This window comes from Pseudomonas sp. YY-1, from assembly GCF_002843095.1.
Classification (GTDB): Bacteria; Pseudomonadota; Gammaproteobacteria; order Pseudomonadales; family Pseudomonadaceae; genus Aquipseudomonas; species Aquipseudomonas sediminis_A.
Map to the genome: position 1 here is coordinate 31,930 of NZ_PJLX01000021.1, position 12,368 is coordinate 44,297.

General features: G+C 61.3%; 10 protein-coding genes. 1 reads left to right on the forward strand and 9 read right to left on the reverse strand.

The window, feature by feature from the left end; all coding sequences use genetic code 11:
* Positions 1-21: 21 nt before the first annotated feature.
* The 7 genes from CXP40_RS22405 to CXP40_RS22435 all read right to left on the reverse strand — a co-directional run bounded on the left by CXP40_RS22405 (position 22) and on the right by CXP40_RS22435 (position 9,182).
* Positions 22-2,091: a DUF1302 domain-containing protein gene (locus CXP40_RS22405; RefSeq protein WP_106735526.1), complete on the reverse strand. Its 2,070-nt coding sequence runs from the start codon at positions 2,089-2,091 to the stop codon at positions 22-24.
* Between the two features lie 473 nt (positions 2,092-2,564).
* Positions 2,565-5,222 carry an aminopeptidase N gene (pepN, locus tag CXP40_RS22410; RefSeq protein ID WP_106735527.1) on the reverse strand — a complete coding sequence of 886 codons (2,658 nt, stop codon included), beginning with the start codon at positions 5,220-5,222 and terminating at the stop codon, positions 2,565-2,567.
* Between the two features lie 51 nt (positions 5,223-5,273).
* Positions 5,274-6,110 carry a DUF2797 domain-containing protein gene (locus CXP40_RS22415; RefSeq protein WP_106735528.1) on the reverse strand — a complete coding sequence of 279 codons (837 nt, stop codon included), beginning with the start codon at positions 6,108-6,110 and terminating at the stop codon, positions 5,274-5,276.
* The gene (locus CXP40_RS22420; RefSeq protein WP_017679055.1) at positions 6,110-6,373 is read right to left on the reverse strand and encodes a YeaC family protein; all 264 of its coding nucleotides are present in this window, start codon (positions 6,371-6,373) and stop codon (positions 6,110-6,112) included. The genes CXP40_RS22415 and CXP40_RS22420 overlap by 1 nt, the downstream gene beginning before the upstream one ends.
* 89 nt (positions 6,374-6,462) lie before the next feature.
* On the reverse strand, positions 6,463-7,323 hold the full coding sequence (locus CXP40_RS22425) for a rhomboid family intramembrane serine protease (RefSeq protein WP_106735529.1): 861 nt from the start codon (positions 7,321-7,323) through the stop codon (positions 6,463-6,465).
* Positions 7,320-8,294: a metallophosphoesterase gene (locus CXP40_RS22430; RefSeq protein WP_106735530.1), complete on the reverse strand. Its 975-nt coding sequence runs from the start codon at positions 8,292-8,294 to the stop codon at positions 7,320-7,322. Before CXP40_RS22430 ends, CXP40_RS22425 begins: the two co-directional genes overlap by 4 nt.
* On the reverse strand, positions 8,295-9,182 hold the full coding sequence (locus CXP40_RS22435) for an NAD(+) kinase (RefSeq protein ID WP_106735531.1): 888 nt from the start codon (positions 9,180-9,182) through the stop codon (positions 8,295-8,297).
* Positions 9,183-9,279: 97 nt separating this feature from the next.
* On the opposite strand from CXP40_RS22435, the gene CXP40_RS22440 reads away from it, so the two are divergent.
* Positions 9,280-10,212: a DUF1853 family protein gene (locus tag CXP40_RS22440; protein WP_106735532.1), complete on the forward strand. Its 933-nt coding sequence runs from the start codon at positions 9,280-9,282 to the stop codon at positions 10,210-10,212.
* Positions 10,213-10,292: 80 nt separating this feature from the next.
* Here CXP40_RS22440 and CXP40_RS22445 read toward each other — a convergent pair whose 3' ends face one another.
* Together CXP40_RS22445 and CXP40_RS22450 are read right to left on the reverse strand one after the other, a co-directional pair.
* Entirely contained in the window at positions 10,293-11,402 is a 1,110-nt protein-coding gene (locus CXP40_RS22445; protein WP_106735533.1) for a cyclic nucleotide-binding domain-containing protein, read from the reverse strand.
* Between the two features lie 22 nt (positions 11,403-11,424).
* Complete coding sequence (locus CXP40_RS22450; RefSeq protein ID WP_106735534.1) at positions 11,425-12,366, reverse strand: 1-aminocyclopropane-1-carboxylate deaminase/D-cysteine desulfhydrase; 942 nt, start codon at positions 12,364-12,366, stop codon at positions 11,425-11,427.
* Between the last annotated feature and the right edge of the window lie 2 nt (positions 12,367-12,368).

The following is a 12,368-nucleotide window of genomic DNA, read 5'->3' on the forward strand; positions in this document are numbered from 1 at the left end:
ACCTATTTCTGTTTATAGGTATTAGAAGGAGTACTTGACGTTCAGACCGATGTTGTCGCGGTCACGCGCACCGTTGTTCTGGCCTGCGCCATAGAACTCGGTGTACTGGAGCTCGGCTTCCAGGCTGTTCAGATAGCTGGCGCGCATACCGACGGTGTAGGCCTTGCGACCTTCGATGAAGTTGCCGGTCTGGTGCGAGTTACCTTCGAAATCGTGCTTGAACACCGCGAATGGCGACAGGTTCACGCCAGCGTAAACGTCGTTCCAGGTGCCGGAGAGCACCAGAGTGTAGCCATAGGCGTTCTTGTTGACCTGGTCGTCGCGATTATCACGGCCATCGTTGCCTATATAAGAGGTATTGCCGCGACCCGAGTAGTAGCGAGTACCGTTGCGGGACTCGTACTGCAGGCTGTCGCCACGCAGGTGCTCGGAGGCCAGTTCGGCGATCCCGAACAACGAGTCGAAGCCCAGGCTCGGACCGAAGTTATAAATGGTACCCAGGGAAGTGTTGAATGCTTCAACGCGGGTGTAGTTGTGAATTTGATCGCCCAGTTGCACTTGCTGGCCACCGATATTCACACGACCACCGCCAGCCAGTTGAGGAGCCTGGGTCAGCAAATCGCCGAGCAGATCGTTGGTTGCAGCAATGCCGATCGGCAGGTTCGGGCGGTAGGACAGCTCACCAAAAACGGAAGCGTTACCTACGGTTGTGTTGAAGCTGAAACCGTACATGCGGATGTCTTCGGCATACTCGCGACGGGCGTTGACTTGGTTGGCTACATCAACCGTAGCCAACCCACCGGCCGCGTTCTGGGACGCATTCGATAAAGCATCCAAATAACCATCCAATATGGCTTGTTCTAATGCAGCACTCCCCAAAGTCGCACCACTAGCACCTGTACCGATGATATCGTCCAGTGCCGCTCCGGGAATCCCGGCCTCGGCAGCAACACCTTGGCGAACCAGCGGATCCAGTTGAGCCCCAGCAGCAGCGACAATGGTGGCGAGATCAAGCCCTTCATACGCTCCGAGATCCGCATAAATAGTCGGTTCTTTGGCATGGTAGTTAACAAAGTAAAAGCCAAACTCGGTGGAGTTCAGTTCTTCCGCGATATAACGGAAAGCGACACCAAACTGGCCATCATTCTTTGCGTTGATGTCGGGCCCGATACTCGCAACTTTGATGTTGCCATTTGCATCAACGGTACGCCCACCCTGCAGTCCACCCACACCAGCATTGCTAAGACCGGAGTACAAACCCGCCAGAGGGACCAATCGAGATTGAGTGGAGTAGGCAGTATTGCCGCCATCCGCAAATAGATCGGTCTCGGAGAAGTAGGTACCAACCGGATCAATGGCAGTCTCTTTCCAGTTGAACTGATAGAAGGTCTCCATCGACAGATTGTCTGTCAAACCGATGTTGAAGCTCAGCGCCTCGACAGGCACCAGCACTTCCTTCACTTCAGAACCTGGCAGACGGAACTTGGCGGCGTCGACCGGGTTGGTGGTGTTTACGCCGTTGCGGTAGAACAGACCTTCACCCCAGTTGAAAACCTGCTTACCCAGACGACCGGAAACCGGCATGTTGCCGACATCCCAGTTGCCATAAACGTAGGCGTCGAGGATCTGCGCATCACGGCCAGCCTTGTGGCGGGTTTCACGTGTGAAGGTGTTATCGCGCGGATAGCTTTGGCTCGGCTGAGCCGGAGTGTTGGCGTCATAGTAATCGTTGCGCTTGTCCATGATCTGGGTGTCATAGAAAGCGGTACCGCGAACGAATACGCCATAGTTCTGGTAAGAAGCCTCCAGATCGGTAGTGATCTTGAACACTTCGGAAACCAGGCCGGTATCGAAGTTGCGGTTGCCATCGTTGGTGTTGATGTCGTTGTTGGTCTTGTCCTGACCCTGGACGCGCCACAGCTGGCCGTAGGAGATGGTGGTATCGAGGGAGCCGGTGATTTCGTTATCGGCGAAGCTGAACTCCACCGCTTGAGCCTGGGCGGCGACCAGCAACGGCAGAACACCAGCGAACGCAAAGCCGGCCTTGGCCGGGGCAAAACGTAGAACGGGCTTGCGGGACTTAATTTCCATCGAGACTCACTCCGTGGACAGATCATTCTCTTGAGCGATCCCGAATCCGGGTCGCGATATGCCGTACTGGCGACGGCTTGTGTTTTTATTTTGTAGCGACGTGTTCCAACGACCAGCGAGAGCTTGCACGCGGTCAAGTCCTGCTCGGCATTGCAACCATGGTGCCAATTCAAACAGTTGTATCAGCGCAAACAGGCGTGGGAGAGCCGCTGGGTGGTTTCTTTTCGTGACTGATCAGCCACTGACCAAAAGACCAGAAAAAGTGGCGCACTTCGTCCTACGATCCGACGCTTTATGCCAATCACCCCCTGTTATGCAAGGGTTAGCGGCCAAAAATAGCGTCTCATTGTCAAGCACCGACACTCGAATTTAAGCGTACAAATACATAACCAGCGGCCCGCACATTTCGTTGGGTAACAAAAAAGTGTTACCAGCCATAGGCCGGTAACACTTCCTGTAGAGCCAAAACCGTCTTACGCCAGGCTTTTACTCACCACCTCATAGACGTCGCTGGAGAGCTCACCAGAGGCGAGGATGCGCTCCAGCTCGGCCTTCATCAGTGCCTGACGCGCCGAACCGTACTTGCGCCAGCGGGTCAGCGGCGCCAGCAGGCGCGAAGCGATCTGCGGGTTGAGCGCATTGAGGGTGATCACCTGGTCGGCAAGAAAGCGGTAGCCCGCCCCGTCCGCGCGGTGAAAGTTGATCAGGTTCTGGTTGGCGAAGGCACCGATCAGCGCGCGAACCTTGTTCGGGTTCTTCAGGGTGAAGGCCTCGTGCTGCATCAACGCATGCACGCGCTCCAGACCACCCGGCAGCGGGCAACCAGCCTGCACGCTGAACCACTGATCCATGACCAGCGGATTGTCCTTGAAGAAGTCGGCGAACATGGCCAGTGCCTTGCCCTGCTCTTCCTGGAATGGCGAATTGACCAGTACGGCCAGGGCCGCCAGGCGCTCGGTCATGTTGTCGGCGTTGTCGAACTGATCGACGCAAGCCGCCAGTACCTCGGATTTCTCGCTGAGCATGAGGTAGGACAACGCGATGTTCTGCAGACTGCGGCGAGCGAAGTGCGCCGCCTCGGCCACGTAAGGGGTGGCCTTGGAGACTTCACGATTGGCTTGGTAGCGCGCCCACAGCGGGGCGAATAGCGCGGAAGCCAGCTCCTTGCGGGCGAATTCGCGCGCGGCGTGGATGGCCTCAACATCTGCCACCTCGCTGATCTCGGTCAGGTAGGCCTCGCCCGGCAGCGAGAGCATCTCCGCGACCATGGCCTGATCCAGCGACTCGTCTTCAAGCAGGGTTCGCAGCGCGGTGACCAGGCGTTGATCCAGGCTGAGAGCCTCGCCGCGCTGATGCTGGCCAATCAGCTCCTGCAGCACCTGCACGGACAATTGCTGGCCAGCCTCCCAGCGATTGAAGCCGTCGCTGTCGTGCTGCATGAGGAACATCAGCTGATCGCGGTCATAGGGGAAGTGCAGCTTGACCGGCGCACTGAAGCCGCGCAGCAAGGAGGGCAGCGGCTTCTCGGCGACGCCCTCGAAGGTGAAGGTCTGCTCAGCTTCAGTCACCGACAACACTCGACTAGTACCCTGCGACGCGCTTTCGCCCTGCAGGCGCAGCGGCAGCTCAACGCCCTGGGCATCGAGCAGGCCGAGCGCCACCGGAATCACGAACGGCAGCTTCTCGCTCTGCCCCGGCGTAGCCGGGCAGCTCTGGCGGAAGGTCAGGCTGTAGGTCTGCGCGGCGGCATCATAAGCTTCGCTGACGTCTAGGCGCGGCGTACCCGCTTGGGTGTACCAACGCTTGAACTGGGTCAGATCGATACCGCTGGCATCTTCCATGGCCTTGACGAAATCGTCGCAGGTCACGGCCTGGCCGTCGTGGCGCTCGAAGTACAGGTCCGAGCCCTTGCGGAACAACTCCGGCCCGAGCAGGGTGTGGATCATGCGCAGCACTTCGGCACCCTTCTCGTAGATGGTCAGGGTGTAGAAGTTGGAGATTTCCATGTACGCGTCCGGACGCACCGGGTGGGCCATGGGGCCCGCGTCCTCGGCGAACTGGTGGGTGCGCAGGTAGGCCACGTCCTCGATGCGTTTGACGATGCGCGAGTGGGTATCGGCAGAGAACTCGCTGTCGCGGAACACGGTGAAGCCTTCCTTGAGCGACAGCTGAAACCAGTCGCGGCAGGTCACGCGGTTACCCGACCAGTTGTGGAAGTACTCGTGCGCCACCACTGCTTCGACGCGCTGGTGCGCGGCATCGGTGGCGGTCTCAGCCTTGGCCAGCACGCAGCTGGAGTTGAAGATATTGAGGCCCTTGTTCTCCATGGCGCCCATATTGAAGTCGTTGACCGCGACGATCATGAAGATGTCCAGGTCATACTCGCGGCCATAGACCTCCTCGTCCCACTTCATCGAGCGTTTGAGGCTGTCCATAGCGTGCTGCACCTTGTCGATGTTCTCCGGCTCGACGTAGATGCGCAGCGCCACTTCACGCTTACTCATGGTGGTGAAGCTGTCCTCGACGCACCAGAGGTCACCGGCGACCAGGGCGAACAGATAGGCCGGCTTCTTGAACGGGTCTTCCCAGGTCGCCCAGTGGCGACCACCCTCTTCACTGCCGCTGGCAATCGGGTTGCCGTTGGACAAGAGCACCGGATAGGCATGCTGCTCGGCACTGACCGTGGTGGTGAATTTGCTCATCACATCCGGGCGGTCGAGGTAGAAGGTGATCTTGCGGAAGCCCTCGGCCTCGCACTGGGTGCAGAACATCTTGCCGGACTTGTACAGCCCCTCCAGCGCGGTGTTGCTCTCCGGGTGAATGCGCACACTGCTGTCGACCACGAAGCGCTCCTGGGTCGGCTGCAGGGTGAGGTGGCTGTCGGTCAGGCTGTAATCGCCCCCGCCCAGCTCGCGGTCGTCGAGTTTGAGCTCCAGCAGCTCGAGTTGCTGGCCATCCAGTACGAGCTTCGGCAAGCCGGCACCGGCTTCAGGGTTGCGACGCATGACCAGTTGCGCGTGCACCAGGCTGTGATCCTCGAACAGCTCGAAGGTCAGGTGGGTCTCGTCGATCAGGTAATCGGGAACCTGATAGTCCTTCAGGTAGATGGTCTTGGATTGTTCGGTGCGCATGGCTCTTGGCCTCTCGTCTGCGGCGCCTCGGGCGCCGGTGGCAATCGGGTGTCAGGCGGCGATCTCGTGGACGGCCAACTGGTAGGCGGTGTACTTGCGGATATTGATAACGCCGGTATCGAACATCAGGTACTGGCCCTTGATACCGAGCAGGGTACCTTCGGCCAGCGGCTGCTTGTCTAGGTTGAAGCTGGTGATCTTGGCGGGATAGGCCTCGATGGGATAACGAATCGCCTGCACCTCAGCAGCGGTCAGCGGCTGGATGGCCTGTAGACCGAAACGCTGCTGCAGCTCGGCAATGCCCGCGCCACAACTGTCGAACAGTTGCTCGCGAATGGCCAGCAGATCGACCGGTACGGCGTCGCCCTTGAGCAGCGCACGCCAGTTGGTCTTGTCCGCCACCTGGCTACGCAGCAAATCCTCGACGAAGCCGGACTGCTGCCGGGTGGCCACGCGCAGAATCGGCAGCGCTTGAGTCGCGCCCTGGTCGATCCAGCGCGTCGGCACCTGAGTGGCGCGGGTGATGCCAACCTTCACGCCACTGGAGTTGGCCAGGTAGACGATATGATCGGTCATGCAGAACTGCTCGCCCCAGCTCGGCTCGCGGCAGGTGCCTTGATCGTAATGGCACTTCTCCGGACTCATGATGCAGACATCGCATTGCGCCAGCTTCTGCATGCAGGGGTAGCAGTAGCCCTGACTGAAGCTGGTCTTGGTCTTGCGCCCGCAGTGCGTGCAATGGATGGCGCCGAGGAATTCCAGGCGCAAGTGCTTGCCCACCAGCGGATTGACCGGTACTTCTTCCTCGCCCAGGCGGAAAGCGTATTGCACCGGTGCGTCCAGGTGCGCCTTCATTTTGCTCAGCGAGCCACGTCCCAATTCACCCATCAGTGCAGGGTATCCGAGGACTTGAACAACAGGTTCGGCACCGGCTCGGATTTGCTGCTGCATTCCTGAGGGCCCATGTAACCGGTGCGCTCTTCCTCCGGCAGGTTCTGCATTTCCCAGGCGATCATCGCCTGCAGGCTCAGCTCTTTCTGCTCCTGGGTCAGCTTGCGGCCGTCCGGCCATTTACCGATTTCCACGGCCAGCTTGAGGCTTTCGTAGATTTCCGGGGTGATGTTTTCAATCGCATCGAGAAAGGACGACATACAGGTCTCCAGATAAATCGTAGGGCGGGTGAAACCCGCCGAAACACAGAGCTGGCGGGTTGCACCCGCCCTACAGGTCTAAAGTCGAATCAAGCGCTACGTCGGGCCAGCATACCGCCAAGCAGCCCTGTCAGGCAGCCGATGAGCAGGCCACCGACGTGCGCGCCGTTGGCGATAGCGCCAACCCCCAGGGTTTCGAAGATGCCGGTCATACAAACAACCAGCCAGATCAGCATCATCACCAATACGCCGGGCGGCAGCCGGTAGGCCGGATTCGGTGCCAGGCGCTGGTAGATCCAGCAATGCCCGAGCAGGCCATAAAGCACGCCAGACAACCCGCCGAACAACGACGGCCCAGCCCACCAGTATTGGGCGAAGTTCGACGCCAGGCCGAACAGCAAGGTCAGCCCGAACAGACCAATGGCTCCCTGACGAAACTCGATCCGCCGCCCCAGCTCCCAGTACCACAGGCTGTTCATCGCCAGGTGCAGCCAGCCGAAGTGAATCAGCATCGGCGTGATCAGGCGCCACCACTGACCGCTGCCCAAAGTGGCATCCAGATAGGTCAGATAGATGCGCTCACCGTCGATACGAAAATCGACGAAGCTCAGCCAGCGGATAGTGGAAAAATTCTCGCCCGCCAAGGTCACGGCAAAGACGATGAAGGTCGCCAGCAGCACCAGTGCCGTAACCGGACTGCGCCGCAACTGCGTGAAGAAGCTGTCCCGCACCAGCGCAGGGCTTGCCGGCAACTCTCCGCCGGCATCGCCCTGCGGATGGCGCGCGTAAAGCTCGCGCACCTGCCCGGCAAGCTGCTCATCTGGCACCCAGAGCACCTGCTGCCCGCCCTCTTCCGCCACCCGGTGCGGCACGTTCAAACGCCGCAACAGGCCAACAAAGCCGCTCAAGTCGGTATCCAGCGGCAAGCGCAGCACTTCTACTGCCGTCATCGCGGCGCCTCCTGCGGGTCGACATCGACCCAGACGAACTTGCCCGCATCAAGACGTGTTTCCTGATCCAGGCGATAAGCGACCAAGCGGCCGCCGACCACTGCGCTGTAGTCCAGGCAGGCCAGATTGGGCCTGATCGGCGCCGGCTTGCCCCGCCGCCAGTAGTGCCCGACGAACAGCAATGGCTCGTGCGCACCGTACCTGAGCAATTCGTCCTTCTGCAGTTCGGTCAACGGCGTCTGCGCCGCCAGCTCCGGCAAGGCATCGGGTTGGAAGACGATATCGCCGTAGGTCTTCGGGTCCTCTTCCCAGAACTTGGTGCGGAAGTAGGAACGCGTAAAGCCATCACCGCTAGTCAGGGTCAGGCCGTGCGGCAGGCGCATGTCGGTGCCGCGCAGCAGGCGATCAAGCGCCATGTTGGCGAAGCTGCCGGGCACGGCCGAGGCCTGCAGGAAATGTTCGTTGATGCAGCCATCGGGGAATTGCGCCTTGAGCGGCGTGATCAACTCATCATCCCAGCAGGCGTGCACCAAGCGGAAGCGCCCGGCATCGATGAACAGCGGCATCTCGTAGAACCAGCGGAGGAACTCGCGCCACTCCTGCGGATGATCCTCGAACTGCGCCAATGTCTCGCGCATCAGGCGCTGGTGGCGCGGGCTGTGTTCGCGCACGTACTGTCGGCCGCTGCCTGGCGGTGCCGGCGTGCTCCAGCCCAGCGCGTAAAACTCGTGATTGCCCATGATGCACAGCGCCTGGCCGGCGCGGACCATATCGTGCACCAGGTGCAGGGCCTCGCGAATGCCAGGGCCGCGGTCGACCAGGTCACCGAGGAAGATCACCATGCGCGTCGGATGGCACCACACGCCACCCTGGCGGCTGTAACCCAGCCGCTCAAGCAAGCGTTCGAGGGTTTGCGCACAACCGTGGATATCACCGATCAGGTCATAGCCACGATGGGGGTCGAGGGACATTCAGTCCTGCCCTCCCAGGCGGCTGCCCCATCCAAGCTTGGTGCGGCAGACCTCATAGTAGTTGTGATCCAGCGGGTGGATCAGACGTAGCTTCTGCGCCTTCTTGGCCACGTGCAGGGTGTCGCCCGGGGCACAGGTGAAGTGGTTCTGGCCGTCGCAGGACACCTGCGGATAGATGGTCATGTCCGCCGACACCACCACCTTCAGCTCGCTATTGCCGTCGACCACGATGGGCCGGCTGGACAGCGTATGCGGGTACATCGGCACCACCACGATGGCATCGAGTTTGGGATGCATGATCGGCCCGCCAGCAGACAGCGCATAGGCGGTAGAACCCGTGGGCGTGGCGACGATCAGACCGTCGGCCTTCTGGCTGCAAACGAATTGACCGTCGATATACAGCTCGAACTCGATCATCCGCGTCGACTTGCCGGGGTGCAGCACCACGTCGTTGAGCGCGTCGCCCTGGCCGATGGCCTCGCCCTGACGACGCACCTCGGCTTCGAGCAAGAAGCGATTCTCGGTCAGGTACTGGCCTTCGAGCACCTGCGCCACCTTGAGCTCAAGCTCATCAGGGCGAATATCGGTGAGAAAACCCAGACTGCCACGGTTGATCCCCAGCACCGGCACCTTGTGCCGTGCCAGGGCGCGGGCTGCGCCGAGCATGCTGCCGTCGCCACCGACGACGATCACCAGGTCGCAGACCTCGCCAAGCATCTTGCGTGAGGAGGTTTGCAGGCCGTGTCCCGGCAGCAGGTCGGCGATGGTGTCCTCGAGGATCACATGCAGGTGGCGGTCGATCAGAAAGCGCTTGAGGCGGCGTACGGTTTCCAGCACCCGCGTGCTACCCAGGCGCCCGATGATGCCGACATTGCGAAATTGCTCCATGGGACTCCCGCCAGACAGATAAGAAACGAAGAGAGATTATCGGCCAAACGCCGGGGCCGCAGCAAACCACTGCTGTTGCTGCGCTATGCTCGAGATAATGAGCGACCCTGACCTGATGCATGACCCGCTGCCAAGCCTGCATACCCCTGCCGTGCGCGACCTGGCGTGGACGCTGCTCTCGCCACCCATGCTCGGTGAGACCACGAAAGTCCAGCGTCATCCGCTACAGGCCAGTTGCTGGACGCAGCAACCGCAGCGACTGAATGACTGGCTCGTGCAGCAGGACAACGATGCCGGTGCCCTGCATGCCTGGCTGGCCACGAAACCGGTGCGCCGCCTCGGCTTCTATTACGAACGGCTGTGGCAGTTCGCCCTGCACGCGGCGCCGGATGTAGAAGTGGTCGCAGCCAACCTACCGATCCGTCAGAACGGCCAGACACTGGGCGAGTTGGACCTACTATTGCGCGACGCGGAAGGCGAGCATCACCTGGAGCTGGCGGTGAAGTTCTACCTGGGCACGCGCGGTAGCGACGCGGCGGACTGGCTCGGCCCCGGCAGCCATGATCGGCTTGACCTGAAACTCGGTCACCTCGCGCAGCACCAGTTGCCCCTGTCGTCGCGCCGCGAGGCACGCGCGACCTTGAACGAGCTGCAGTTGGGCGATACTCGGTCCGCCTTCTGGCTCGGCGGCTACCTGTTCTACCCCTGGCCTGGTGATTGCTCATCACCTCGCGGTGCGGCGCCCGAGCACTGCCAAGGCCGTTGGCTACGCCAGCGCGACTGGGATACGTTCGCCGCGACCAAACCGGACGCTCGCTGGCAACCCTTGCCGCGATTGGCCTGGCTGGCACCGGCGTTGGTAAAGACTGGCGAGGCCTGGCCCGCAGACACCTTCCAGCAATGGCTGAAGCTGTTACGATCGGACGCTCAGGCGCAGTTGCTGGTGCGCCTGGAGGAAGATCACGCCGGGGATTGGCGAGAGGTCGAACGAATCTTTCTGGTCAACGATCAGTGGCCGGCGCAGTCGTAGCCCGATGCAATCCGGGATGCTGCTACCGGCAATCCGCGGGCGTCACCCACCTCGTTGATAGGCCGCAGGGCCAGCGCCAATCAAAGGCTACGCTCGGTACGCCCGCCGGAACGCGCCAGATACCCTGCCCCGCTTTCACACAGCAGCGCGTCGCGCTGTACCGCCGGCAGGGCATCCAGGCCGCCACGCAGGGCATAAACGCTGTAACCCAGTTGCGAGAGCAGAAACACTGCACTGCTGCTGCGCTTGCCGCTATCGCAATAGCACAGGTAGGTACGTGAGCGATCCAGCAGGCGCGCCTTGAGGCGCAACAGCTGCAGCGGCATATGCAGCGCTTGCGGCGCGTGCGCCTTCTCGTACTCTTCCTGCAGCCGCACATCCAGCCACTGCGCGCCCTGTGTCAGCAACCTGGCACCCTCGCCCAGCGACACCTCGGCCACGACTGGAGCCTTGAGCAAAGCAAAGAAATCCTGACGATCCAGGCGCAGCACACTGCCCGCCTCGACCATGGTCACCGTGGCATTGCGTGGCCGATCAGCAAGCAGGGCTTCTTCACCGAAACAGGCGCCCACCTCCAGCTCCGCCAGCACCTGATGATCACTGCCGGCGTCGCGAATCACCTCGGCGCGACCACTTTCCAGGAAGTAGCAACAATCGCCGGTAGCGCCTTCTTCAAGCACCTGACTGCCAGCAGCCAGCTCGACCCTCTGCAGCCGCGCCAGCATGTTCTGCACGTTGGCTGGCGGTACCTTGGCAAATAGCGGGTTTTCCAGCAGTCGCTCCAGCCATTCGATATCGGCGCCACTGTGTTGCAATGCCAATAACAGATCCTGATGCGCCAGACGCCAGGTCAACAGGCGATCGAGCGTGACACTGTCGATCATCAGCACGCTGATATCGGTTAAGGCGCGAGCGTCATGCAACCGTGGCAGGCCGGGTGACACCGGGTGACAGCTGATCTCGCTGCCGGCCTGCAACGTCTGCGTCCTGCCCGCGGCATCCTGTAACTGCAACTCGCCAGCCAGCAGATAGCAGGTCAGGCGCGCCTGATCCCCCTGACGAAACAGCAGTTGCCCGGCCAGCAGCGGCTGCGGCACCAACTGGCTACGCAACTCGCGCCACTGCTGCGCGGAAAGCGCGTTGAGCGGCGTCAGGCTGCGCAGTTGTGCGGGGGTAAGGGGTTCGCTCATGAGGATTTCCAGGCTCCGCTGGTCAGACCTGAGTGTAGTCGGCACTGGCGCCCATCAACACCCGTCGACCTTGCAAGCCGCCAGTATGAATGAAGATCAGCCGAGTGCCGCGTGCGAGTTGACCTTGCTCGCAGAAATCGCGTAGCGCCATCAGCGCCTTGCCGGTATACACAGGCTCCAATGGCACACCGCAGGCTTGCTCGGTTTCCAGGATGAACTGGCGTAGCGGCTCATCGATACGGGCAAAACCGCCGCGTGCTGCCTCGATCAGTTGGTAACGCCACGCCGACGCCCCGGCCTCGTCCAGCAACGTGGCGACCTGAGTGGCGACGCCGTGATCATTGGGTACCGCCTGCGCGCCGAATACGCTGCGCTGACCATCACCCAGCAGCAAACCGGCCAGGGTAGTGCCGGTCCCCGTAGCCAGCCACCAGGCATCGAAATCGGACCAGCCGATATCGGCCAACTGCGCTTCGGCCATCGCCACCAGACAGCTACAGCCACTGGCGCCCTGAAGCCCCAGACCGCCCTCACCAATCACCTGAAAATTCGGGTATCTAGCGAGCCAGGGCACCCAGAAATCTGGCTGATGCCGCGCACGGTAACCGCCATAACCCAGCCAGTGCAGGGTCATGCCCATGCGCTGCAGATCATCGACGGTCGGGGTCTGCTGCACCTCGCCACGTAACAGACCGACGCTGGCGAAGCCGAAACGCTGTCCCGCCGCAGCCAGCGCATGCAAATGATTGGAGTGCGCCCCACCCAGACTGATCACCCCCTGCGCACCATCCGCAGAGGCCTGTTCAAGATAGGACGCGAGTTTGAACCACTTGTTGCCGGACAACAGGGGGTCGACAAGATCCAGGCGCAGACAAGCGAGCTCGACGCCGGCAGCCGCGAGCCAGTCCAGTTGCAGAAGTTGTAGCGGCGCCCGCGGGCGCCAGATGGGAATCTGTATTGGCAAGG

What these genes read in the sequence shown, in the direction of transcription:
- CXP40_RS22405 (WP_106735526.1), bottom strand. Translation starts at nt 2,091, where the DNA reads ATGGAAATTAAGTCCCGCAAGCCCGTTCTACGTTTTGCCCCGGCCAAG.
- pepN (WP_106735527.1), bottom strand. Translation starts at nt 5,222, where the DNA reads ATGCGCACCGAACAATCCAAGACCATCTACCTGAAGGACTATCAGGTT.
- CXP40_RS22415 (WP_106735528.1), bottom strand. Translation starts at nt 6,110, where the DNA reads ATGGGTGAATTGGGACGTGGCTCGCTGAGCAAAATGAAGGCGCACCTG.
- CXP40_RS22420 (WP_017679055.1), bottom strand. Translation starts at nt 6,373, where the DNA reads ATGTCGTCCTTTCTCGATGCGATTGAAAACATCACCCCGGAAATCTAC.
- CXP40_RS22425 (WP_106735529.1), bottom strand. Translation starts at nt 7,323, where the DNA reads ATGACGGCAGTAGAAGTGCTGCGCTTGCCGCTGGATACCGACTTGAGC.
- CXP40_RS22430 (WP_106735530.1), bottom strand. Translation starts at nt 8,294, where the DNA reads ATGTCCCTCGACCCCCATCGTGGCTATGACCTGATCGGTGATATCCAC.
- CXP40_RS22435 (WP_106735531.1), bottom strand. Translation starts at nt 9,182, where the DNA reads ATGGAGCAATTTCGCAATGTCGGCATCATCGGGCGCCTGGGTAGCACG.
- CXP40_RS22440 (WP_106735532.1), top strand. Translation starts at nt 9,280, where the DNA reads ATGAGCGACCCTGACCTGATGCATGACCCGCTGCCAAGCCTGCATACC.
- CXP40_RS22445 (WP_106735533.1), bottom strand. Translation starts at nt 11,402, where the DNA reads ATGAGCGAACCCCTTACCCCCGCACAACTGCGCAGCCTGACGCCGCTC.